The 23,124-nt window shown below is 27.3% G+C and carries 22 protein-coding genes, 1 tRNA gene and 1 other RNA gene; 17 read left to right on the top strand and 7 right to left on the bottom strand.

The window, feature by feature from the left end; genetic code table 11:
* The first annotated feature begins 1 nt into the window (after nt 1).
* Nucleotides 2–363, top strand: a transfer-messenger RNA (tmRNA) gene (gene ssrA / locus BBIDN127_RS07195).
* 86 nt (nt 364–449) lie between these two features.
* Here ssrA and BBIDN127_RS00235 read toward each other — a convergent pair.
* Nucleotides 450–521, bottom strand: a tRNA-Gly gene (locus tag BBIDN127_RS00235).
* Nucleotides 522–671: 150 nt separating this feature from the next.
* Here BBIDN127_RS00235 and bpuR point away from each other — a divergent pair.
* Entirely contained in the window at nt 672–1,040 is a 369-nt protein-coding gene (gene bpuR, locus BBIDN127_RS00230) for a transcriptional regulator BpuR (protein WP_014023306.1), read from the top strand.
* A gap of 20 nt (nt 1,041–1,060) precedes the next feature.
* Here bpuR and BBIDN127_RS00225 read toward each other — a convergent pair whose 3' ends face one another.
* Complete coding sequence (locus BBIDN127_RS00225; protein ID WP_014023305.1) at nt 1,061–1,606, bottom strand: ribonuclease HII; 546 nt, start codon at nt 1,604–1,606, stop codon at nt 1,061–1,063.
* Nucleotides 1,607–1,697: 91 nt separating this feature from the next.
* Here BBIDN127_RS00225 and BBIDN127_RS00220 point away from each other — a divergent pair, with 91 nt between their 5' ends.
* From BBIDN127_RS00220 to phoU, 4 genes are read left to right on the top strand one after another with little or no spacing between them, the layout of a single operon-like run.
* The gene (locus BBIDN127_RS00220; RefSeq protein WP_014023304.1) at nt 1,698–4,145 is read left to right on the top strand and encodes a chromosome segregation SMC family protein; all 2,448 of its coding nucleotides are present in this window, start codon (nt 1,698–1,700) and stop codon (nt 4,143–4,145) included.
* Between the two features lie 25 nt (nt 4,146–4,170).
* Nucleotides 4,171–4,572 carry a hypothetical protein gene (locus BBIDN127_RS00215; RefSeq protein WP_014023303.1) on the top strand — a complete coding sequence of 134 codons (402 nt, stop codon included), beginning with the start codon at nt 4,171–4,173 and terminating at the stop codon, nt 4,570–4,572.
* Entirely contained in the window at nt 4,569–5,606 is a 1,038-nt protein-coding gene (locus tag BBIDN127_RS00210) for a hypothetical protein (protein WP_014023302.1), read from the top strand. Before BBIDN127_RS00215 ends, BBIDN127_RS00210 begins: the two co-directional genes overlap by 4 nt.
* Before the next feature lie 10 nt (nt 5,607–5,616).
* Nucleotides 5,617–6,288, top strand: a complete 672-nt coding sequence (phoU, locus tag BBIDN127_RS00205) for a phosphate signaling complex protein PhoU (RefSeq protein ID WP_014023301.1) — start codon at nt 5,617–5,619, stop codon at nt 6,286–6,288.
* Nucleotides 6,289–6,372: 84 nt separating this feature from the next.
* On the opposite strand, the gene BBIDN127_RS00200 is transcribed toward phoU, so the two are convergent.
* Nucleotides 6,373–7,224 (bottom strand): protein-glutamate O-methyltransferase, encoded by an 852-nt coding sequence (locus tag BBIDN127_RS00200; RefSeq protein WP_094248952.1) that lies wholly within the window; start codon nt 7,222–7,224, stop codon nt 6,373–6,375.
* Nucleotides 7,225–7,416: 192 nt separating this feature from the next.
* Between BBIDN127_RS00200 and BBIDN127_RS00195 the strand changes: the two genes are divergently transcribed.
* From BBIDN127_RS00195 to BBIDN127_RS00170, 6 genes are all read left to right on the top strand, one after another.
* Complete coding sequence (locus BBIDN127_RS00195; protein WP_014023299.1) at nt 7,417–8,919, top strand: peptidylprolyl isomerase; 1,503 nt, start codon at nt 7,417–7,419, stop codon at nt 8,917–8,919.
* A gap of 12 nt (nt 8,920–8,931) precedes the next feature.
* The gene (locus BBIDN127_RS00190) at nt 8,932–10,461 is read left to right on the top strand and encodes a pallilysin-related adhesin (RefSeq protein WP_014023298.1); all 1,530 of its coding nucleotides are present in this window, start codon (nt 8,932–8,934) and stop codon (nt 10,459–10,461) included.
* An 8-nt stretch (nt 10,462–10,469) separates the two neighbouring features.
* A complete protein-coding gene (locus BBIDN127_RS00185; protein WP_014023297.1) occupies nt 10,470–11,219 on the top strand; it encodes a 1-acyl-sn-glycerol-3-phosphate acyltransferase in 750 nt (249 codons plus the stop codon).
* Nucleotides 11,220–11,246: 27 nt separating this feature from the next.
* Nucleotides 11,247–13,046, top strand: a complete 1,800-nt coding sequence (locus tag BBIDN127_RS00180) for a DNA topoisomerase IV subunit B (protein WP_014023296.1) — start codon at nt 11,247–11,249, stop codon at nt 13,044–13,046.
* Nucleotides 13,046–14,926 (top strand): DNA topoisomerase IV subunit A, encoded by a 1,881-nt coding sequence (locus BBIDN127_RS00175; RefSeq protein ID WP_014023295.1) that lies wholly within the window; start codon nt 13,046–13,048, stop codon nt 14,924–14,926. The genes BBIDN127_RS00180 and BBIDN127_RS00175 overlap by 1 nt, the downstream gene beginning before the upstream one ends.
* Before the next feature lie 68 nt (nt 14,927–14,994).
* On the top strand, nt 14,995–15,534 hold the full coding sequence (locus BBIDN127_RS00170; protein WP_014023294.1) for a P13 family porin: 540 nt from the start codon (nt 14,995–14,997) through the stop codon (nt 15,532–15,534).
* Nucleotides 15,535–15,602: 68 nt separating this feature from the next.
* Here the strand turns inward: BBIDN127_RS00170 and smpB are convergent, their stop codons facing one another.
* Nucleotides 15,603–16,055: an SsrA-binding protein SmpB gene (gene smpB, locus BBIDN127_RS00165; RefSeq protein ID WP_014023293.1), complete on the bottom strand. Its 453-nt coding sequence runs from the start codon at nt 16,053–16,055 to the stop codon at nt 15,603–15,605.
* Nucleotides 16,056–16,068: 13 nt separating this feature from the next.
* The gene (locus BBIDN127_RS00160) at nt 16,069–17,541 is read right to left on the bottom strand and encodes an SUMF1/EgtB/PvdO family nonheme iron enzyme (protein ID WP_014023292.1); all 1,473 of its coding nucleotides are present in this window, start codon (nt 17,539–17,541) and stop codon (nt 16,069–16,071) included.
* Between the two features lie 70 nt (nt 17,542–17,611).
* On the opposite strand from BBIDN127_RS00160, the gene lepB (BBIDN127_RS00155) reads away from it, so the two are divergent.
* From lepB (BBIDN127_RS00155) to BBIDN127_RS00145, 3 genes are read left to right on the top strand one after another with little or no spacing between them, the layout of a single operon-like run.
* The gene (gene lepB / locus BBIDN127_RS00155; RefSeq protein WP_014023291.1) at nt 17,612–18,592 is read left to right on the top strand and encodes a signal peptidase I; all 981 of its coding nucleotides are present in this window, start codon (nt 17,612–17,614) and stop codon (nt 18,590–18,592) included.
* A 1-nt stretch (nt 18,593) separates the two neighbouring features.
* A complete protein-coding gene (lepB, locus tag BBIDN127_RS00150) occupies nt 18,594–19,229 on the top strand; it encodes a signal peptidase I (RefSeq protein WP_014023290.1) in 636 nt (211 codons plus the stop codon).
* Complete coding sequence (locus BBIDN127_RS00145) at nt 19,219–19,650, top strand: DUF188 domain-containing protein (protein WP_014023289.1); 432 nt, start codon at nt 19,219–19,221, stop codon at nt 19,648–19,650. Before lepB (BBIDN127_RS00150) ends, BBIDN127_RS00145 begins: the two co-directional genes overlap by 11 nt.
* On the opposite strand, the gene bamB is transcribed toward BBIDN127_RS00145, so the two are convergent.
* Nucleotides 19,636–20,685 (bottom strand): outer membrane protein assembly factor BamB, encoded by a 1,050-nt coding sequence (bamB, locus tag BBIDN127_RS00140; protein ID WP_014023288.1) that lies wholly within the window; start codon nt 20,683–20,685, stop codon nt 19,636–19,638. The two genes, BBIDN127_RS00145 and bamB, sit on opposite strands and share 15 nt — an antisense overlap.
* A 7-nt stretch (nt 20,686–20,692) precedes the next feature.
* Nucleotides 20,693–21,331, bottom strand: coding sequence for a BB0027 family outer member beta-barrel protein (locus BBIDN127_RS00135; protein WP_014023287.1), 639 nt, complete (start codon nt 21,329–21,331; stop codon nt 20,693–20,695).
* Nucleotides 21,332–21,480: 149 nt separating this feature from the next.
* On the opposite strand from BBIDN127_RS00135, the gene BBIDN127_RS00130 reads away from it, so the two are divergent.
* Nucleotides 21,481–22,386, top strand: a complete 906-nt coding sequence (locus tag BBIDN127_RS00130; RefSeq protein WP_014023286.1) for a bifunctional 5,10-methylenetetrahydrofolate dehydrogenase/5,10-methenyltetrahydrofolate cyclohydrolase — start codon at nt 21,481–21,483, stop codon at nt 22,384–22,386.
* Nucleotides 22,387–23,118: a YebC/PmpR family DNA-binding transcriptional regulator gene (locus tag BBIDN127_RS00125; RefSeq protein WP_014023285.1), complete on the top strand. Its 732-nt coding sequence runs from the start codon at nt 22,387–22,389 to the stop codon at nt 23,116–23,118.
* The last annotated feature ends 6 nt before the right edge of the window (nt 23,119–23,124 follow it).

Here is a 23,124-nt window from a genome sequence, read left to right as displayed (position 1 = left end):
AGGGGATGTTTTGGATTTGACTAAAAATGCTAATATTGTAAGTTGCAGGCAGAGGGAATCTCTTAAAACTTCTAAAATAAATGCAAAAAATAATAACTTTACAAGCTCAAATCTTGTAATGGCTGCTTAAGTTAGCAGAGGGTTTTGTTGAATTTGGCTTTGAGGTTCACTTATACCCTTTTTGACATCGAAGCTTGCTTAAAAATGTTTTCAAGTTGATTTTTAGGGACTTTTATACTTGAGAGCAATTTGGTGGTTTGCTAGTATTTCCAAACCATATTGCTTAATAAAATACTAGATAAGCTTGTAGAAGCTTATCGTATTGTTTTTAGGACGCGGGTTCAATTCCCGCCATCTCCATTTATTTTATTTCTTTGATTATCCTTTGAATATAATTCTTAAGCTTTAAAAGCATTACTAAATTTAGGAAATGTGAAAACAGTATTTAAAGCGTCCTATCGGAATCGAACCGACATCATTAGCTTGGAAGGCTAAGGTAATAGCCATTATACGAAGGACGCAATACAATAATTTACTTATATAAAAAAAATCAATTTATGTCAATAAGATTTATTGTAATGTTATTTTTGGCTAGCAATTTTTTTTTTAAATAAGTACAATTAATTTAACTTAAATGTAGTCAAGTACAAAAACTTGTGTGGAGGAAATTGATGGGAGAGAGAGGGGAAGTATACTCTGAGAAACTATTTACAGAGTCTGAGAGAACTTATTTTTTTAATGTCAAGGAAAATAGAAAAGGAGATTATTTTTTAAATATTGTGGAGAGTAAAAGAAGTTCAAGTGGAGATTTTGAAAGACATTCTATTTTTGTATATGAAGAGAATATAAGTGAGTTTGAATCCAATTTGCTTAAGGCAATAGCGGTTATTAAGCAGAAAGTATCCGCAGAACCCGGTGGTTCTTCTGCAAGGCATAATAAAGGGTATGGTGAATATGGAGAGAGATCTAAATTAGACGATTCTAGATTTGATAAGAAATCTCATTTATCAGGCGGTCGATTTAAAAAGAAGGATTATTAAATTTTATTATTTTTATTTTTTTAAATTAGTTTAAAATTTTTTCTATGAAGGCTTAAAACCCCATATTTCTTTATTGCATTTTTATGTTCTTTTGTGGGGTATCCTTTGTTTTTTTTGAGGAAATATAATGGATAAAATTTATCGTATTCATCCATTAGTTTGTCTCTTTTAACTTTAGCAATAATTGAAGCGGCTTTTATTTCATCTATTATTGAATCCCCTTTAATTATTGCTTTAACATTTTTTGCTGTTATTTTGGGAACAAATTTGCCATCTACAAGTACTAAGCTGCAATTTAATTTTAGGTTTTCATATGCAGTTTGCATTGCAAGTAGGGATGCGTTGTGAATATTTATTTTTTCTATTATTATATTTGAAATTTCAGCAAATGCATAATATGAGTTTTCAAGTATTAATGATGATAGGTACTCTCTTTTTTCTTTTTTTAGTTTTTTAGAATCATCTAATTCTTTTATAAAGTTAGGTTTTTTTTTGAAAACTACAGCAGCACTTAGAATAGGGCCAAAAATACAGCCCCTTCCAACTTCATCTATTCCGCAAATCATAATTGACCTTTTTTTAAAATATTTTTATTTATTATAATATGAAATTGTAGATTTATCAGTAATTGGTTTTTAATTTTAATTAGGAGTTAGTTTGGTTTTAAAAAAAATAGTGCTCTTAGGGTTTAAATCTTTTTTAAATAGACAAGAGTTTGAAATAGGTGAAAATTTGAGTTTTATTGTGGGCCCTAATGGATGTGGGAAGAGCAATCTTATTGATGCTGTGCGTTTTTGTATGGGAGAAGATAATTTAAAATTTTTAAGGGTTGATGATATTTCTGATTTAATTTCAGTTTCAAAATTAGGAAAATCAAATTTTGCAGAAATAACCCTTTTTTTTAGCAACATTAACTCTGAAAAAGCGACTTTAAAGGAATTTGAAGGTGATTTTTATATTCGCAGGCGTCTTTATAAGGACGGATCAAGTGAATATTATTTTAATAATAAAGTTTTGAATTTTCAAGATTATAATAGACTTTTGAACAGGTTTAAGTTTAAAAAATCACCTTATATGTTTATAACTCAAGGCAAGGTTGAAGACATTTCTTTGGAAAGAAATGTAAATCTCAAATCTTTAATTGAACAGGCAAGTGGAATAGATGTTTTAAAAATTGAACAAGAAGAGGCCTTAAAAAATTTTAAGCAATCTAATCAAAATTTATCATCTTTGTTGTCCTTGCAAGAAAATTTAAGGCAAAAGTACGATAACATAAAAAATGCTTACTTTTTGAGAAAAAAACATCAAGATTTAAGTCAAAAATTAGAAGCTTTAGAAAAAACAATAATATTAAAAAAGCTTTTCAATATTAATTTTGATCTTAATGTCTTAAAAAGCGAATTGAATTTAGACGGGTTGAGTAAATTTTTGTCTTCTAGTTTTAAGGAAAAGTTAGAATTTTATTCATTTAGAGAAAAAAATGTTATTAATAATATTCAAGAATTAGAAAAGGATCTTGAGTTTATGAAGTCTAAAATTCTTGGGTTAGAGATTAAAATTCAAAAATTAGAACAAGAAAAGACGTTAAAGATGAATTTGGAAGATAAGTTTGTCAAGAGCAAATCTGAGGCCGAAGAGAAAAAAAATTCCATAAATAAAAATTTATATCAATTAAATAGTTTGCTTAAAGAAAAGAAAAATGATTTTTTTTCTTTAAGTGACGAGATTAATAGGTATACTAAAAGTTTCTTTGAACTCGTTGATCTAATTGTATCTGTATTAAGGAGTGCCAAATCAGAAGAGTTTATTTTATTAAAAGAGAATATATTAGACTCTCTTAAACTTTTTGAAGAATCATTGAGTATAAAATATATTAAAGAGATTAGAGTAAATTTAATCAAGTATATAAGCAAAGATGAGAATCTTTTGGCTTTATTGAGGGATAAAATTGAGCCTATTTTCGATCAAAATGTTAATTTGAAAAAATTTTTGCTAGAAAAAAATGCTTTAAAATCAAATTTTGCCAAGGAGATAGCAAATATCGAGAAATTAATTGAAGAAAAGACCCTTCAATTAAATGATGTATTAGGTGAGCTTGAATATATAGAGCTTTCTAAATTTAAAAATTTGGATGAAATCAAACTTATAGATGGTAATTTAGAATTTTTATTTGAATCTAAGAATAGCCTTGACGAAGAGCTTAAAAATTTGCATTTAAAGCTCGAGAATTTAAATTTAGAAAAGAGCGATATTCAACTTAATTTAAGTAATCTTATTGGTGTTTCAAAATTCAGTAGTGAATCTTTTGAGGAGAAAAATTTTAGCTCTTTAAGGTTTTTGAATGATTTTAAAAAAACTAATTATTATGAATATATAAAAAAACAGACAGAATACGAATTTCTTTTAAATTCTAATGCAAGCATTAAGAGTGAAATAGAAAATTTCAATATTTCTAATCAAATATCTGATAAATTTGATTTACAAGAAGATCTTGCAACCAGAGAGTTATTGCGCAAAGAAATAGATGCAATCAAGCTGGGTGATTATGTATTTTTCAATATTGATAAAGAATTTGATGAAACTAAAGATCGTTTTGAAAAAATAAGTTTACAAGTAGAAGATTTGAAGCTTGCAAAATATTCATTACAAAAGCTCCAAAAAAAAATAAAAAATGAGATTTATAAAAAATTTAGAGAATCATTTGATGAGATTAATAAAAATTTTTCTTATTTTTTTAAAAAAATTTTTAAAGGAAGTGCCAATCTTTTTTATAATGAAAATACCGATAATGTTGAGATTAGAATAAATTTTTCAAACAAGTTTATCAAAAACAATAATATGCTTTCAGGAGGTGAGAATACTTTGGTTAGTATGGCTTTTTTATTTGCACTTTATTATTATTCTCCTGCTTGTTTTTGCATGCTTGATGAAATTGATGCGGCTCTTGATTTTGAGAATAGCAAAAAACTTTCTTTACTTTTAAAAGAATTGGGGAAAAAAATTCAACTTTTAGTGATAACCCATAATGCATATGTTTCTGAGGGTGGTGAAAATTTGATAGGTATTACACTTGATAATGGTGAAAGCAGGGTGTTTAATATATAATTAAGTTAGATTCAAGGAAATTAACATGCAATATAGAAAGTTTAGTTTTAGAAAATATTTTTTAATTTTAATATTTTTAATTTTTGTTGTTTCGGGCATTACTTATTTCTATGCAACACAAATGTTAGAAAAATCTCACAAATCTGCCGAAGACAATTTAGATGCTAAAGTTAAATTGGTTGATATGGAAGATTTTTATTTTGATTTAAATGAATGTCTAAATATGGATGATTTTTTTATTCCAAGGCCTGATTTTTTAAATGAAAATTTAAATAAGAATTTAGTTGTTGATGGGTTGATTAAAAATAAATTTCTTGATGAGAATTTTTTCAAGGATCTTTGGATTAAAAAGGAAAATTTATTTAACGTTGATATTGAGAAGGAGAATGAAAAATTAATAGATAAGATTTTAGAAATTTCCAAATGATTAAAAGATATTTGATTTATATAAGTTTGCTATTTATTGTTTTTGAAGTTTGCTCTAAGCCGGCTTTTATAAGTCAAGGTGATTCATACGAGCTTGATTTTAGTAGTAGAGAGGTAGATATTAATGTAAATACCAATTCAAAGTTTAATCTTTCTTTTAAAGATGAGTCTTGGATTTATATTAAAAGCATTGAAAATGAAGCTTTTATTAAGTTAATTGGAGAATCTTATGATAACGGTGCTGTTTTTACTTTTCAAACTTTTAAAAAAGAAGGCAAGATTAAATTGGTTTTCAGTTATCAAAATGTTAAAGATTCAAGTGAATTTAATAAAATAATTATCTTGAAAATTACAAAGAAATTTGAAGTTGCAAGTCCACATGGCGGTGACAGCTCTAACAAGGATAAGAACGTTGAAAGTTATAATAGTCTTGAACCTGGAAAGGACAGTATTAATGCAATAACCGCTAAAGAGGTTATTGCCAGGGCTTTGAATTTATCTTACATAAATGATTATAAGGGAGCAATAGATTTGCTTAATAAGTATAATTTTAATGACGATAAATATATTTTGTTGAAGGCGGAAATTTATTATAAAAATAGAGATTATTTAAAGTCTTATGAGAATTATTTGAAATTGAAGAACAGATGCTTTCAAAGCATTGTTTTTAATCTAATTAAGCTTGGTATAGAATTAAATATTAAAGAAGAGGTTTTGGAGAACGCCAGATATTTAGTTGAAAAGAATGTAGATTTTTCTGAGAGTATTTATCTTGAAATCTTTGAATTCTTAGTAACAAGGGGAGAGCATGAGTTTGCTTTAAATTTTAGCTCTCTTTACTTTCCTAAGTATATTAATTCAAACTTTTCAGACAAATATAGTTATTTGTTGGGAAAGCTTTATGAGTCTGAGAGCAAGTATAAAGATTTTTTAAAGGCCTTGTATTACTATAAATTGGTTATTGATAATTACCCTTTTAGTTATTATTATCAGAGAGCCAAGATAAGATATTTGTTTTTAAAGCGGTTTTTTTAGGAGATATGATATGATAAGGAGAAAGCTTACTAAACAACTTGAAATAATAAAAGATTATCTTTGGGATATGAAAGAATGTGTGCTTAAGATTATTGATGATTCTTTAATAGCCTTAGAATCTAAAGATAAAAGTTTAGCTAAAAAAATAATCAATGAAGATGAAAAAATAATAGATGATTATCAGTATGATATTGAAGATTTGTGTGGAAGAATAATTGCTACTGAGCATCCTGTTGCTACAGAGCTTAGAGAAATTTTAGCAATTATTAAAATAATAAGTTCTCTTGAAAGGATTGCAGATCATGCCACTAAGATTGTAAAGGTTGTTCTTCTGCTTGAATCAGATTTGGATGATTTTGATTTTCTTAATCTGTATTTTAAACCTTTAAGAGAAATGGCCGATACAGCTAAAGAAATGTTGTCTGATATTTTTGACGCATATTTTGATGGAGATTTTACCAAAATATTAAAGATAGTTAAGTATGACAATATAATAGATAAATTATTTTCAAAGCAGAAAAGTATTGTTATTGATGCAATGAAAAAAAATCCTGAAAATTTGGATTATCTTTTAAATATTTTATTTTTGAATAGTTTTTTAGAAAGAGTAGGCGACCATGTAGCAACAATTGGTGAATTGCTCTATTTTATTAGAATAGGTGAAAAAGTAAACCTAACTTAGCAGTATTGTTTTTAGATCTTTTAGTTAAATAAATTTTACATAACATAATAGAAAATTTATAAAAAGAATTAATGCTCATAAGCATTAATTCTTTTTATAGGTGGCAGGCATTATGTATTCAAGATTTTTGTTCCCCCTGATTGTTTCTGAATGTCCAATTAAAAGATAAGAATCCTTTTTAAGATAGGAGTAGAATTTATTGGCAAGATTGTTTCTAGTTTTTTCATCAAAATAGATCATGACATTTCTGCAAAATATTAGGTCAAATTTTTTGCTAAATGGAAATTTCTCATCCATTAAATTTAATTTTTTAAAGTAAACCATTTTTTTTAAAATTTCTTTAACTTGAAATTTATCATCTTGAAGTTGATTTAAATATTTAGTTTTTAAATATTTGGGCAAATTTATTATACGATCTTCAGGATAAATTCCTTCACTAGCTTCATTTAGGACGCTAATTGAAATGTCTGTTGCTAAGATTTTGACCTTGAAATTTACTTTATTATGTTCCATGTATTCTTTTAGTATCATTGCAATTGTATAAGGCTCTTCACCGCTTGAGCAGCCTGCTGACCATATTCTAATTTCTGAGTTTTCTGAGTTTAATATTTTTTCAGTAAGTTTGGGTAATATTTTATTGTTTAAAAAATCAAAATGCTTAGATTCTCTGAAAAAATAGGTATGATTTGTTGATATTTTGTCTACCAATTCGATTAATTGAATATTTCCAGTGCTTTTTTCTAAAAAGTTGATGTATTCAGTAAAATTTTTAAAACCTTTAACTTTCAAAAGGGATGATAATCTGCTTTCAATTAGTAGCTTTTTTTTTTCGCTGAGATTGATTCCAAAATTGTTGTAAACTATTTTTATTAATCTTAAAAGTTCATCCTTAGTTATATTTATATTAAGGTTGAATTTGTTTTGATTCATATTCATATACTTTTGATTTCATTCTCCTTTTTTATCCAGAGAGATTCGTTTTTATATTAGAAATGCAAAAATTTTTTAGTTCTATAATTAAGCGTATAGCTTAAGTTAGATATTTCAATTGCAATAATTTTTCAATTGTGATAATTTAATAGTTAAATTATTAGTATATTAGCATGCTTGTTTATTAAGGGTTGTTTTATGCGAAAAAGAAGTAAAAAAGTCAAAAATGATTTACTTGAGCTTGAATCTAAAGAAAAAAAAGTTGGTATGTGGGGTATTTTTGCTCTTATTTTAATTGTTTTCGGATTTATTATTGCGCCTTTACTTCCAGGGATATTTGATAATGCTCATTCATCTGGTTTAAAATTTGGTTCTTATAAAGGTCAACCTATTTACTATAAAAAAGATAGTAAGTTTGCCAAATATGTTAATTATTATTCAAATCTTTATTCTAGATTGCAGGGCAATGCTAAAAATATTAATACAGATTATAATGCCTGGTATTTGGCATTTATGAAATATGTTGAAGATGTTGCTTTTTTAGACTTAGTAAAAAAATATAATTTTTACATTTCTAAGGAAACGCTGAATAAAAATTTACTTAAATCTCCGGAATATTTAGACCCCAGTGGAAATTTCAGTTCTAAAAGATATAATAAAACTTCTGATTATCAAAAAGTTAAAATTTATGATGATATGGTAGAAAATATGTTGTTTTCTAATGTGAAAATTTTTTTAAATAGTAATTTGATATTTCCCAATTCTCTTTTTGATCTGATTAAAGATATGAGTACTGTAGAAAGGCATATTTCATATCTTTCTCTTTCCTATCAGGATTTTTCTGATAAAGAGGCAATATCTTATGCTGAGAAAAATTTAAATTTATTCAAATGTTTATCACTTGCGTCTATTCGTTTTAAAAATATGAATGATGCTCGGAATGCTTATGATAAGCTATTAAACAAAACGCCATTTGAAGAGCTTGCTAAGCTTTATTCAGATGATATAGCTAATTTCAAGGGCGTTGTTTCTTTGGATAAATATTATTTTGATTTAGATCTTAATGTTGAAAAGAAAGAAGATCTAAATTCCATTTTTTCTTTAAGAGAAGGTGAATTTAGCAAGCCTATTAAGATTAAAAATAAAAATGAATATCAAATATATAAGGCATTTGGCAATATTCATGATTTTGATAAAAATTCAGATCGTGATATTAGTTCTGTTAAAAATTACATTGAAACTTATGAACCAGGCGTTATTGAAGGGTATTTGGAAAATAAGTTAAATGATTTTCTTGGTGATATTAAATTCAGCAGTTTAAGCCAAGTTCTTGAAAAATATCAGCTTAGCTTAAAAAAAGAAGTTGTTAATTTGTCTTATAATGTTAACATTTACCCCAATACTTTAAAAGAGTTGGTTGAGTTTAATAATAGCAAGTCTTTTTATGATATTATTTTTGGATTAAAAGAAAATTCTTGGTCTAAGCCTTTTGTGGCAAATAAAAAAGTTTATTTATTTTTTCTCAATTCAGCCAAAAAAAGATCTAATCGACTCAAAGAAGAGATCAAAAATGAAAAACTTCTTGACAATTTTAACATTGCAAATAGTGGCTTGATTACAGATTTTTTGCTAAATAAAAAAGATTTTGTTAATAATTTTAATGAGTCGTTTTTTGCCTTGCAAAACTTTAGCCAAAATTAAGAAATGAATATTATGACAAAGGTTTTGGTTGTTAGTGTAATTGCTCTGATTAAAGATAAAGCGTTAATTCGGTTTTATAATTATTTTTATCAATTTTTGTTTTTATTCTTTTTTTTTGCATTTTTTGCTTGTTCTAAGGTAAGTAAAGATTTTATTGTTTTTAACAAAGATGTAAAATCTTCTTCTAAAGTCGACAATCCAAATTCTAATGCTTTAGAAGTTAATAAAATGGAAGATTTTTTTGGAGATATTATAGATTTAAAAGGTTATAAGATTCTTGCAGTTCAGCAGGAAAATTTAAATTTAGATGTGTATTTTGAACAGGTAGTTTTAGCTCAAAATTTTTCAAATCTTAATGCATATTTGTTTATTATTGGCTTTGATCCTAAAGTTAAAGTTGGAACGATTCTTTTTAAAACTCAAATAGATATTGATCCAAAAAATTCTTATAACATGTATCTTGAAGATATTACAGGCGATTATGATTTTAATATAGTTGTTCAGGGATTTTTAAAAGATAAATCTGTTTTGTATGTTTTTCAAAAATCTGTTTTAAATGATGTCTCTTCTTATAGGCCTATCTTTTTTGACAAAGTTAATGGCACTGTTCTTATCAATAAGTATGCAAGATCTTCGGCTTATGAAGAAAACAAATCAAGAGAAAGCTATCCTATTTCTTTAGAAAAGTATGAAAAAGTGGGGGAAGATTTAATAATCAGCAAGATTGAAAAATATGAATATTCTCATACTCAGGGCAAGTATTATCTTTCTTCTGTGAGTGAAAAAGTTGGTAAAATTGATAATAATATTTATAAAACTTTAAAAAATTTAAGCAAAGATGAAGTTTATAGATTTTTGCATGGGGTTTGGTATGATGTTCATGATTATAATAAAAAGCACGGTAGAGATATTGAAAAAGTTTTATTTTTGTCTTTTGAAAGACAATCAAGTGAGATTAATCTTTTTAGAAAAAATTCTCAAGAAGTTGCAAAGATTGAATATATTTCAAAACCCGCTTACAACACGCTTAATGTTAGTGCAAAGTCCCTTTTTTCGGATTTGATAGTTTACAACTTTTGGATAAAAATTGTAGATAAAGAAAACATTGAAATCAAAATTGACACTAGTACAAATTCTTATGATAATAGTGGATTTTCGGGAGCATTTAAGAGATTTGATGAGAATGTCTTAAATGTTAAAAAAAAGGCCAATGATATTTATTTTATTCCTAGTGGGAATTATGTGTATAAGGACAAAATTTACGACTTTTCTTATCCCCATTTAACTTATATTGATGAGAATAAAATTTATTATGGTATTTTTAATATTTTCCCTTTAAAAAATAATTTTGTTCTTGAATATGAGATTGACATGGGTAGTTACAAGCTTATTGAATCTTTTTTTCTTGAGCATAGCGAAAGAGTTGTTCAAAAGCAGAAATTTTCTACAATCATTTTAAATCCTATTAAAATTTTAAAAGATGATGTAAGCTTAGTTAAAGGGCAAAAATTAAAGCTTGAACGAATAGAAAAAATAGGATAATAGTTTTTATGAAAATATTGAGAAGTATTATAACTTATTTTAATGTTTTATTGTTTTTCTTGATTTTAATTTTTTTTTTATTTCCTGTTTACTTGGTTTGTAAAATTTTTCTACTTGAGCGTTATGTTGTTAGACTTAGTTTCATTATGATGCGGGCTTGCATTAAGATTGGTTTATGGCTTGCTGGAATTAAAATTATTGTTACGGGATCTGAGAATATTCCTAAAAAAAGCAATTTAGTAATAATGGGAAATCATATTGCGGCTATGGATCCTTTAATTTTTATTTGCACTTTTGCCTGTCCATTTGTAATATTGGCAAAACATTCTTTGCTTAGGATTCCTTTTGTGAATATTGTTTTAATTGTTATGGGTGTTATTTTTGTTAATAGAAAGAGCATAAGATCTGCTGCTGCTGCTGAGGCTAAGGCAATAAAGTTTATGAGAGAAGGCAGATCTATTGGAATTTTCCCTGAAGGCACTAGAAATAGGGGGGGGGATACTAAGGTTTTTAAAAAAGGTGCAATTAAGATGGCATTAAAGACAGGAACATCAATTCTTCCTGTTACTCTTTATAATACTAATAACTTTTTTATTAAAAATATTATTTTTAATTCTGGACTATCTGTTTATATTCATGTCCATCCTTTGATAGATATTTTAAAATTAAATGAATATGAAAAAGAGAACCTCGCTAGTATTATTAGAGATCAAATAGTTAAAAAGCTTGAAACTATTAAAAAAGCTTTAAACCATTAAAATTTAATTTATAAAGCAAGGATTTAGATGAAGACTCAAAATTATGATGAAAGTAAAATAATTACTCTATCTTCTCTTGAACATATTAGATTAAGATCTGGTATGTATATTGGACGCTTGGGAGATGGCTCTAATATTGATGATGGTATTTATGTTTTAATTAAAGAGATAATAGACAATTCAATTGATGAGTTTATTATGGGTTATGGAAATGAAATTTTTATAAAAAAAGAAGATAATCTTATTTCTATTAGGGATTATGGGAGAGGAATTCCTCTTGGAAAAGTTATTGAGAGTGTTTCAGTTATTAACACTGGAGCTAAGTATAATGATGATGTTTTTCAATTTTCTGTAGGGCTTAATGGGGTTGGAACTAAGGCAGTTAATGCCCTAAGTTCAAAATTTTTAGTAAGATCAACAAGAAATGGCAAATCTTTTGAAGCTTTGTTTTCTAAGGGAAAATTATTGGAATCTAGAGAAATAAAATCTTCTGATAAAGATGGTACTTATGTTGAGTTTTTAGCAGATTCAGAAATATTTGGAAAATATTCTTATAGTGAAGATTTTCTCAAGAGGAGATTTTTCCATTATGCTTGTTTGAATAAGGGACTTATAATAAACTATAATGATCAAATTTTTGAATCTAAGAATGGTCTTTTAGATTTTTTGAATTCAGAAATTAAAAGTGATGATTTGCTTTATGATATTGTTTATTATTCTAGTAAAACTTTAGAATTTGCTTTTTCTCATACAAATAATTATGGAGAGACTTATTTTTCATTTGTTAATGGGCAATATACCAACGATGGAGGCACCCATCAGACTGGTTTTAGAGAAGGTTTTGTAAGGGCTATTAACGATTTTCTTAAAAAAACATATTCTTCAACGGATATTAGGGAAGGGCTTGTTGCAACTCTTTCTGTTAAAATTAAAGATCCAATATTTGAAAGTCAAACTAAGAATAAGCTTGGAAATATTGAAACTAGAGGCAATGTTGCAAAGGAAGTGCAGAAGATAATTTCTGAAATTTTATATAAAGATAAAATACTTGCAAAATTGATTGAGAAAAAAGTAGTTGATAATGAGCGACTCAGAAAAGAATTAAGTAGTGTAAGAAAAGAGGCAAGAGAAAGAGCAAAAAAAATATCTTTTAAAATTCCTAAACTTAAGGATTGTAAATTTCATTTTAATGACAGCAGCAAGCAGTCAGAACAAACCATGATCTTTTTAACAGAAGGGGACTCTGCAACAGGCTCAATGGTGTCTTGCAGAGATGTTTATACTCAGGCCATATTTTCTCTTAGGGGCAAACCTCAAAATATGTTTGAAAAGAATAAATCTGAAATATACAAAAATGAAGAGCTTTATAATATGATGGTAGCTCTTGGCATTGAAGAATCAATTGAAAATTTAAGGTACAATAAGGTTGTAATAGCAACCGATGCAGATTTTGATGGATTTCATATTAGAAATTTGTTGTTAACTTTTTTCTTGACTTTTTTTGAGGATTTAATTTTAAATGGGCATATGTATATTTTAGAAACTCCTCTTTTTAGGGTTAGGAACAAAAAAATCACGATTTATTGTTATTCTGAGGAAGAAAAGCAAAAAGCTATTCTAGAGCTTAAAGGGGGATGTGAAGTAACAAGGTTTAAAGGCCTTGGTGAAATTTCTCCAAATGAATTTAAAGGTTTTATTGATATTAATAGCATTAAGCTTACAAAGGTGGACCTTTTTAATATTAGAGAAATAAAAGAGAAATTGGGTTTTTATATGGGCCAAAATACCCCTGAGAGGCGGAATTTTATTATGGAGAATTTGATTTAATGGATATTAGAACTGTACTTAAAGATAATTTTTTGCAATATTCATCTTATGTTATTAAAGATCGTGCTATTGCTAGTGTTGTTGATGGGTTTAAACCAGTTCAAAGGAGAATTATACATTCTCTTTTTGAAATGCACGATGGCAACTTTCATAAAGTTGCAAATGTTGTTGGTAATACAATGAAATACCATCCTCATGGCGATACATCAATTTATGAATCTCTTGTTAATATTGCTAACAAGGATTTATTTATTGAAAAGCAGGGCAATTTTGGAAATTTATTTACGGGGGATCCCGCTTCTGCTTCTAGATATATTGAGTGTAGATTAACCCCTTTGGCTTTTGATGTTCTTTACAGCAAAGAGATAACAATTTATGAATCTTCTTATGATGGAAGAAATAATGAACCTTTGCTTTATCCTGCCAAAATCCCTGTTATTTTAATTCAGGGAAGTGAGGGGATTGCTGTTGGAATGGCAGCTAAAATATTGCCTCATAATTTTAATGAGATTTTAAATGCAGTAAAGAGCGAGCTTCTTGGAGAGAGTTACGATATTTATCCTGATTTTCCAACGGGAGGAATAGTTGATGTTAATGAATATGCTGATGGTAACGGTAAAGTTTTAGTTAGAGCTAAAATTGAAACCGTAGATGAAAAAACAATTGTAATAAGGGAATTGCCTTTTGGTGAGACTACTGAGAGTTTGATATCTTCGATTGAGAGAGCAATTAGAAAAAATTATATTAAAGTTTCAAGCATTAATGACTTTACTGCTGAAAATGTTGCCATAGAGCTGTCTTTGCCTCGTGGTGTTTATGCAAGTGAAGTTATTGAAAAGTTGTATCATTATACAAATTGTCAGATATCAATTTCTGTTAATTTATTGTTGCTTAGTGAGAGATATCCCGTTGTTTATACCATTAAAGATCTTATCAAGTTTCATGCAGCGCATCTTCAAAAAGTTTTAAAAATGGAACTTGAATTGCAAAAAAACAAGATTCTTGAAAAAATATTTTATAAAACACTAGAGCAAATTTTTATTGAAAAAAAGATTTATAAACTTCTTGAAACAATTTCTAAAGAAGAAAATATTGTAAATATAATATTGTCAGAGGTTTTAAGGTACAAAGAATCTTTTTCAAGGGAAGTTTTAAAAGAAGATGTTGAAAATTTGCTTAAAATTCCAATTAGAAAAATAAGTCTTTTTGATATTGATAAGAATTCCAAGGATATTAAAATTTTAAATAAAGAATTAAAAAGTATAAATAGCAATATTTCTTCAATAAGAGGGTATTCAATAAACTTTATTGATTTATTACTTGCAAAGTATTCTAAAGAGCATCAAAGAAAGACTAAAATTTCTTTAATTAAATCAAAGAATGTAAAAGAAATAGCTACAAAGAATATGAAAGTTTATTTAAACTTGGCAGAAGGTTTTGTAGGAACTAGCCTTTTTGATGGTGAATTTATTGGGAATGCTAGTTATTATGATAAAATATTGGTTTTTAGAGAAAATAGTTATGTTCTTAAAAATATTGAAGATAAGATATTTATAGATAAAAAGAATGTGTGTGCTTTAGTTTATGATATAAATAATTCAAAAGAGCAAATATTTTCAATAATTTATCTTAACAGGCTTGATAATTTTTATTATGTTAAAAGGTTTAAAATAGATAAATTTATTACAGATAAAGTTTATGAATTTTTAGGCGAAAATGATGAATTTGTCGATTTTTCATTGAGTCCCAAATTTGTAGAATTTTTGACAAATAAAGACATTGTTAAAAGAATTGAAATTGATAATTTTATGGTCAAATCAAGAAGCTCCATTGGGAAGCGAATTTCAAGTAACAATTTGAAAAAAGTTAAATTTAAATAATTTAAAAAACCTTTTTTAAATTTCATTAATATGCTACCATAGTACCAGTTTTAATAAAGGGGTTTTTTATGAATAAATTTTTAATTTTTGTTTTGGCAACCTTTTGTGCTTTTTCTAGCTTTGCTCAAGCTAATGATTCTAAAAGTGATGCGTTTGGTATGAGTGCTGGAGAAAAACTTTTGGTTTATGAAACTAGCAAGCAAGATCCTATTGTACCATTTTTATTGAACCTTTTCTTAGGGTTTGGAATAGGCTCCTTTGCTCAAGGAGATATTCTTGGAGGTTCTCTTATTCTTGGATTTGATGCGGTTGGTATAGGACTTATACTTGCGGGAGCTTATTTGGATATCAAAGCTCTTGATAATAATGCTAAAAAAGCTGCTTTCCAATGGACTTGGGGTAAGGGAGTTATGTTAGCGGGTGTGGTTACTATGGCTGTGACAAGATTGACAGAAATTATTCTTCCATTTACATTTGCTAATAGTTATAATAGGAAGCTAAAAAATAGTCTTAATATAGCTTTGGGAGGATTTGAGCCTAGTTTTGATATTGCGATGAGTCAAGCAAGTGCTCTTGGGTTTGAACTTTCTTTCAAAAAAAGCTATTAATTTATTTATTATAAAAATGAGTGATTGCAATTCTTTATTGTGATTGCTCATTATAATTAAAAGAGCTTTTATTTATATTTTATTTCTCTACTAAGATCTTTTTTTATGCTTTTTTGTTTTAGTATTTCTCTTTTGTCATACAATTTTTTTCCTTTACATATTCCAACTTCTACTTTGATTAATGATTTTTTTAAATAGAAACTAATAGGAATTAAAGTATATCCCTCTTTTTCTTTAAAATTTTTTAGCCTTTGTAATTCCTTTTTTTTGATTAAAAGTTTTCTGGGTCTTAATTCATCATGATTGAAGATATTTCCTTCTTTATATTTTGATACATGCAAGTTTTCAAGCCACAATTCTTCTTTTTTTATGCTTGCAAAGCTATTGTTAAATGATAATTTTTTTGCCTTTATTGATTTTACCTCGGTTCCTTTTAGTACTATTCCACAACTGATTTTTTCTTCAATAAAGTAATTAAATTTCGCTTTTTTGTTTTCAAGAATCAAAGTGTTTGTGTTCAAAAATCCATTCCTTTTATTCCTTTGATACAATCAACCTAAAACCAATATTTGGAGAACTCCAATTTTTCAAAAAAGAAGCTTTAGTTGATGGATTGAGTAAATTATTATTTTGATGAGAGTATGTTCTAATTTCTGTTATCAATGAGTGAAAATTCGAATTTTCGTTATAAAAATTTTTTTCATTTTTGAATATTGCAATATCATTAAAAGATGAATTTTGCATTAAATTCCAAAATCCAACTTTTTGTGATATTTCATTAATATTTAATGGGTTTTTGTTTGGTTCTTTTTGGTATAATTCCCATTCTTGTGATATAGGCAGTCTTGCTTTAAATCCCTCAGGAAGTTTTTTAGAGTACCAGTTGGCGTATTCTATTGCTGAGAAATAAGATATTCCTGTGATAGCTTCATTTAAGCCTATTTGATGAAAATTTTTAAGATAATTTTCATCTACAAGTTGTTCTTTAATTAAATTTTCTTTATTATTTAATGCCCATTTTGGATTTTCTTTTAAAAAATCTTGATACTCGTATTTTGTAACATTTTGTTCTTGAATAAGAAATTCTTTTATACTATAGGTAGATTTTAGTGAAATATTTTTTAAATCTAATGAATCTAATTCATAATTTTGGATTTTTTCTATTTTATTTGAATTTATTTTTTTAAATCCAGGCAATTTTATATTGATTTTTTCATTTTTAGAAATTAATTGAATATTTTCATTGTCTAGGGTTTTGGCTAATGTTTTAACCCAAGGCTCATTTTTTGTTAGCATTTTTAAATCTTTATCTAAATTTTCTAAAAACCAAAAGATGGCTCTATTTTCTAAATCAAAATTTGTCTTCAAAGAGTTCCATATTTCTTCTTGATTGTTATTGTTTTGGTCTATTGAATATATGACTTTATATGAATCTAGAAAATCTTTAAACATTTCGATTGAATTTAAGTAAGGTATGGAATTTTTTAGAAAATTTTTAATGTATTTAGGATGTTCTTTTAGCTCACTAGATATTAATGAAAATACGGGAATTAGTTTTGTATTTTCATTAGGATTTTTTATTTTAACCATTATAGAGAGTTCTTTTTGTCTTTGTTTAATGATCTTTTCAGGATCAACTAGTTCTAAATTTATTTGCAAACTGTAGTTTCCAAAAAATTTGTTGTGAATTTTTATCTTTTGTTCGTAGGTTTTAAATCCCATCCTTTTTGCTCTAATAATTCCTTCAGTGGCATTTATATATTTGTTAAGTGGAGTTCTGCCGATATATTTTTCGTTTAAATATATGTAAGTGTTTGCAATATTGGAATTTATTTTTAAATATGCTCCTGGATTTTTAAACTTAGGTATAATTATTAAAATTGATATTAAACTTAAAAGCAATATTATTGTTGTAAGAAATACGTAAACCTTGGGCGCTATTCCTATAATTGGCTTTAATTTAACTTCAAAAAGTTCAATATTTGAATTCTCGTCAACCTCTTTCATCTTTTAAAGTATAGAAAAGTATTTAAATAAGTGTCAATATTTTGTATGATTTAATTCTTGAGGTTAGATTATGTATTTAAGAAGATTGGATAAATTTGCATCTTTTTTGGTACACATTGTTGAGAAATATTTGACATACAGAAAAAGAAAGAAATATTTTTGTAAATTAAGAGCCAAGAAACGAGGGTTTTTGCTTAACTTTTTGTTTGATTTTATAGCAGCAGCAATTTTTGTATTGGTAATAAATCAATATTTTGTTCAAGCTTATAAAATACCATCAGGGTCAATGGAAAATACTCTTCAAATAGGGGATTTTTTATTTGTAGATAAATTTTCTTATGGCCCTGAGCTTTTACCAGGATTATTTAAGATTAATGGTTTTAAAGTCCCAGAGGAATCCGATATTATTATTTTTGAAAATCCGGAGTATAAATCAAAGGGTGTTTTTTTTGACATCTTTCAAAGAATACTTTACATGTTAACGTTGTCTTTTATTGATCTTGATAGAGATGAATATGGCAATCCTAATGTTAGATTTCTTGTGAAAAGGGGTGTGTTTACAGACGGTAAAATTGTTAGATTTAATAGTGGCAAAGCTTATATTAAAAGAGAAGGCGAGGAAAATTTTATTTTAGAAGATTCTTATTGGGATTTGGTTGATAAAAATTTTAAAATTAAAAAAATTGTGGCAAATGAGGACTATGGGATTTATGGTGATTTTGCTATGTTTATTGCTTTGAGCCAGTTAAATATAAATTTAAGTAGCACTCCCGATTTTTCATTTTTTGATGTTAGAATGATTGATAGGTTTGAGTTTGAAAGGTTAGAATATAAATATTTATCTGCTTTTATGCCTTATGTTGATTATTATATAGAAAAAGCAATAATAAGAGATTGTGGAATTTATGTTCCTTATGGATATGTTTTGCCAATTGGAGACAACAGAGACAATTCTCATGATGGTCGATTTTTTGGAGTAATCAATAAGAATAAAGTGCTTGGAAGAACCTTGATAATATATCTTCCATTTTCTAGGGTAGGATTTATTTAAAATGGCTCCATATTTAACTTTCGAACAAAGGCTTTTGAGGAAAAAGCAAAGAAAATTTTTTTTAAAATGTGTTGTAGCATTTTTAATTTTAAATTTTTTTTTCACAAAGTTTGTTTTGCAAATTTTTATGGTTAAAAGTAATGAAATGTTGCCAACAATAACAAAAAATGCTAGTTTATTTTTTGTAGCAACACATATAACTTCTTTTTTTATTCCTTTAAAAATGAATGATATTGTTCTTTATGAGGATTTTAGGCTAAGTAATAATTTTTTATTAACTTTAATAAAAGATTTCTTTTTTTTAAATAAAATTTTTAAAAGAGCAAGCTATAAAGTGTCAAGAATAGCAGCTGTTCAGGGTGATTCTGTGTATGTTAGAGGTTTAAATGTTTTGGTAAATAAAAAGGATACAAATTTTTTTTATTTGAATGGCAATTTGGTTAGCTATTATAAGTTGAATAATTTTTTTAATACAGACGAAGTGGTTAAGTGTTTTACTTTAAAAAAAAATGAATTTTTTTTACTAAATGACAATTTAAATGTTTTAAATGATTCTAGAATATTTGGACCTATTAATAAAAATGCCATTGTTTCTTTTTTGGCCTTTAAGGTAGTGGGCTATAAGATTGTTAAATAAAATTTTTGTTGATGCTGATTCTTGTAGTTTTAAAATAATAAAATTTTTACAAAAATTTATATTACACAATAAATCAGAACTTATTGTAGTTTCTAATAAATTTTTAAGTTTGGAAAAAACAGAAAATGTTGTTTTGGAAGTGGTAGATAATGTTGATTCATTTATTTTGAATTTAGCAGATAGGCATAGCCTTGTGATTACTCGAGATATTTTTTTTGCCAAACTCCTTTTAGATATTGAGGCCAAGGTTATGAATGATGAGGGTCGAATTTTTGATATGAATAATATAAATTATTTATATTTTAGATCTAAGATTAATTTCAATTTGAAAATTAAGATTAAAAAATATTATGATGGAGATTTTAATAAATCTAGATATGAGAAATTTATAAAGAATTTTTATTCTTTATTCTTTAGTTAATTTTCTGTTTTCTAATTTCCACAAACCCTTGCCTTGGGTTAATATGTAAATCGTGTTGCTTGATACAGGAATAATATCATTAAGGCCCGTTTTGCTTAGCTGAGATCCGTTATAAGCTCCAGGTTCTACTGATTTTGAGGGTGCTTGTAGAGCAAAAATCCCGTCTTTATTTTTTGTAAATTCTGCAAATCCATTATTACTTCCGATTAATATTGCATCATTAAATTCTCTTGCAAAGTAGCCGCTAAATTCGCCTACTTCGTCTTGATTAAATATTGGTGTTGTGTAATTATTTGCACTTGAGTACACTTTAAATTTTGTATCTAAATTATTATAACCCCCAGTCATTACTAAAATTTCAGAAGAACCCCTAATGCTTGTTTTAATGATAGGCATTATTTCCTTGGCTTGTTGATAGTCTATGTTTGCATATGTATTGTTATTCATTTGCCATATTTTAAGTGAATTTCCCGTAATTAATTGATCTTCATTTGATATTTGATAAAACTTGTCATTTTTAGTAGCTTGTGATGGCGTTTTGTCAGCTCCTTGTAGATCAAAAATTTTCTCACGATTATTTTTGTCTATAGCTAAAATATATGCGTTTTTTACGCCATCTCTTCCCACAGATTTTAAGAATTTATATGCTTTTAGTGGTTTTTTAAATTTTAATGTCCAATCTTTTCCATTTAGCTCGCAAACTTCTAGTTCTTCTTGTTTGTTTTGCGCTAAAAGATAGGTTTTCCCAGATATATTTACAATGTCGTTTATAAACTCATAAGAATTGCTCAAATCAATTTTTTCAATCTTGCCCTTTTCTTTTTTAAATAAATTCATGGCTGCAATGTAGAGAGTTTCCCCTACTAGAGAAATTCCTCTTGGACTTGAGCTGCCTAAAATATTGTATTCATGGTTTATTTTTTGCAAATTTCCTAATTGGGAAAATATAGATTCGCTTGAGCATGCTAGTAGTAAAAATATTAATAGGTTTAAAATTAATCTTTTTTTAAAATAGTTTTCATATTTTTGTTTCATTTTTATCCTACAATTTATTTACATTTACTGTAACTGATAATGATATAAGTGCAAAATGCGCCATTTTAGCAGAATTTCCAAACTCAAACATCATCCACCAAGATGCTGTTGCTCCGAAAGCCCATTTATAGTTAAAGTTCCATAAAATTCCAGATCCAAAAGAGACTGTAGGAAGTGTATCAAAAGTTCTTAAATTTGTAATATTATTGTTTCTATCTCCATATGTGTTAAGAGAAAATCCTACATTTGTGAAAACTGGAATTTGAAATAATTCTCCTATATCAAATATATAATTTAATGAAAATGTAATAGGCACGCTATAAAAAATTTTACCCACACTTGAATCTGGATTTAATATGTTAAAAGAATGGTTAATATCAAAGTTAAACATATATCTTAGTTCAAGTCCAATTGCCAAATTGTTTAAAATATGGTACTGGTATTTTATTGCTCCAATACCTCCCGGATATAAATTGGTGGGATAAGCTTTTGATAAGTCGTTGTAAAAAACAGGAATTCCAACACTTAAATCTATTCCTAAAGTGGAGTTTGTATGCCTATCAATATTGACTGCGGCCGTAATTTTTTTTATGTTTACACCAATTAGCAAGACTGTAATTAGTGTTATAAAAAGATCCTTTCTCATTATTCTCCATTCTTTTAAAATTATTATCCTTGTTTATTATAGTTGAAAATAAATTTAATTACAATTTGAAATTTGGTTGTTTGGCTTTCCTTATATTGACAATCTAAGTATAATATTAAGGTAATCTTGTTAGGTTTAAGGGGTATATTTTGAATACTGTGTTTAATGGGAAAGATTTTGCGAATAAGTATTATTTAATGCTTAAAGAATTCTTAAAGCAGCATGACCTGAGAGATAAAATTGCATTAAAAGTTATTTTAGCAAATGATGAGCCTGCAAGCAAGCTTTATGTTTCAATCAAAAGTCGAGTTGCAAAAGAGATTGGCTTGAATGTTGAAGTAATTAAATTCCCTACAAACTCTCTTCAAAGCGATATTTTACAAGTAATTGATAGAGAAAATAAAAATTTAAGTACAGACGGAATTATTGTTCAATTACCCCTTTTGAAAGACATGGATTTAAATTCTATTTTAAATGGCATAGTTTCTTCAAAAGATGTTGATGGTTTATCTTTTGTTAATTTGGGAAAAATGATTTTGGGCGATAAAAAAGGATTTATTCCTTGTACAGCTCTTGCCGTATTAAAGATTTTGCGAGATGAGGGGATAAAAACATCGGGGAAAACGGTTGTTGTGGTTGGCAGAAGTCCTCTTGTAGGAAGGCCTATTTCAATATTGCTCTCATCAAAACCTTATGATGCAACTGTTATTGCTTGTCACAGCAAGAGTATTTATTTAGATGTTTATTTAAGACAGGCAGATATTGTTATTTCTGCTGTTGGTAAGCCCAAGTTGATAGATAAAAGTATGTTGTGCGGAAAACCTTATGTGATTGATATTGGTATTTCTGAAATTGAGACTGATAACGGAAAAATTCTCTCAGGCGATACAGATTTTGACAATATTAAAGAGTGCGTTAAGTTTATTACTCCTGTTAAGGGAGGAATAGGGCCTGTTACGGTTCTTATGTTAATGTTTAATACAATTAAAGCTCATTTGATTAATAATAAGATGTTTGACGTTTTAAATCGGTTGGAAAAATTGGTGGAGGTGTAAATGTCTGGTCACAGTAAATGGTCAACAATAAAGAGAAAAAAAGGTGCTCTTGATGCAAAGCGCAATAAAATTTTTACAAAGCTAATAAGAGAAATAACTATTGCAGCTAAAATAGGGGGTGGGGATATTGAATCTAATCCGAGGCTAAGGGTAGCTATTAATAAGGCCAAGGTTGCCAATATGCCAAAAGATAATATTGAGAAGGCAATAAAAAAGGGTATTGGCGGTAATGAAGGGGTTGAATATTTTGAAATAACTTATGAGGCTTATGCTCCTTATGGGGTTGCTTTAATGATTAAATGCTTAACAGATAATAAAAATAGAACTTCTAGCGATGTAAAAAGTGTTCTTTCAAAAGGTGGAGGATCTCTTGGTACCCCAGGTTCAGTCTCATATATGTTTTACAGAAAGGGTCTTATTGTTTACAGTTTAGAAAAATATCGTGAAGATGAAATAATGGAATTTGCATTAGAAGTTGGTGTTGAAGATATTTTGGTTTCAAACAATGAGGCGGAAGTTATAACAAGTCCTGATGATTTTGACAAAGTTTTATCTTTTTTAAAAACTAAATTTAAAGAAGAGGTGGCAGAGATAGCTTTAATTCCTGAAAATAAAATTTCTTTAAACAAAGAGCAAGTAGAAAAAATAATTCTTCTTGTTGAAAAGCTTGAAGATTTTGATGATGTTCAGGAAGTAATTCATAATTTAGAGATTCCAGAAGAATTAAGTTAGTTTTAT

The organism is Borreliella bissettiae DN127 (assembly GCF_000222305.1).
Lineage (GTDB): Bacteria > Spirochaetota > Spirochaetia > Borreliales > Borreliaceae > Borreliella > Borreliella carolinensis.
Note: the sequence above shows the minus strand (reverse complement) of the source record. Positions and strands in the feature narration are given on the sequence as shown.

Coding starts and splice junctions, on each gene's coding strand:
- bpuR (WP_014023306.1), top strand. CDS start 672: ATGGGAGAGAGAGGGGAAGTATACTCTGAGAAACTATTTACAGAGTCT.
- BBIDN127_RS00225 (WP_014023305.1), bottom strand. CDS start 1,606: ATGATTTGCGGAATAGATGAAGTTGGAAGGGGCTGTATTTTTGGCCCT.
- BBIDN127_RS00215 (WP_014023303.1), top strand. CDS start 4,171: ATGCAATATAGAAAGTTTAGTTTTAGAAAATATTTTTTAATTTTAATA.
- BBIDN127_RS00210 (WP_014023302.1), top strand. CDS start 4,569: ATGATTAAAAGATATTTGATTTATATAAGTTTGCTATTTATTGTTTTT.
- phoU (WP_014023301.1), top strand. CDS start 5,617: ATGATAAGGAGAAAGCTTACTAAACAACTTGAAATAATAAAAGATTAT.
- BBIDN127_RS00200 (WP_094248952.1), bottom strand. CDS start 7,224: ATGAATATGAATCAAAACAAATTCAACCTTAATATAAATATAACTAAG.
- BBIDN127_RS00195 (WP_014023299.1), top strand. CDS start 7,417: ATGCGAAAAAGAAGTAAAAAAGTCAAAAATGATTTACTTGAGCTTGAA.
- BBIDN127_RS00190 (WP_014023298.1), top strand. CDS start 8,932: ATGACAAAGGTTTTGGTTGTTAGTGTAATTGCTCTGATTAAAGATAAA.
- BBIDN127_RS00185 (WP_014023297.1), top strand. CDS start 10,470: ATGAAAATATTGAGAAGTATTATAACTTATTTTAATGTTTTATTGTTT.
- BBIDN127_RS00180 (WP_014023296.1), top strand. CDS start 11,247: ATGAAGACTCAAAATTATGATGAAAGTAAAATAATTACTCTATCTTCT.
- BBIDN127_RS00175 (WP_014023295.1), top strand. CDS start 13,046: ATGGATATTAGAACTGTACTTAAAGATAATTTTTTGCAATATTCATCT.
- BBIDN127_RS00170 (WP_014023294.1), top strand. CDS start 14,995: ATGAATAAATTTTTAATTTTTGTTTTGGCAACCTTTTGTGCTTTTTCT.
- BBIDN127_RS00160 (WP_014023292.1), bottom strand. CDS start 17,541: ATGAAAGAGGTTGACGAGAATTCAAATATTGAACTTTTTGAAGTTAAA.
- lepB (WP_014023291.1), top strand. CDS start 17,612: ATGTATTTAAGAAGATTGGATAAATTTGCATCTTTTTTGGTACACATT.
- lepB (WP_014023290.1), top strand. CDS start 18,594: ATGGCTCCATATTTAACTTTCGAACAAAGGCTTTTGAGGAAAAAGCAA.
- bamB (WP_014023288.1), bottom strand. CDS start 20,685: ATGAAACAAAAATATGAAAACTATTTTAAAAAAAGATTAATTTTAAAC.
- BBIDN127_RS00135 (WP_014023287.1), bottom strand. CDS start 21,331: ATGAGAAAGGATCTTTTTATAACACTAATTACAGTCTTGCTAATTGGT.
- BBIDN127_RS00125 (WP_014023285.1), top strand. CDS start 22,387: ATGTCTGGTCACAGTAAATGGTCAACAATAAAGAGAAAAAAAGGTGCT.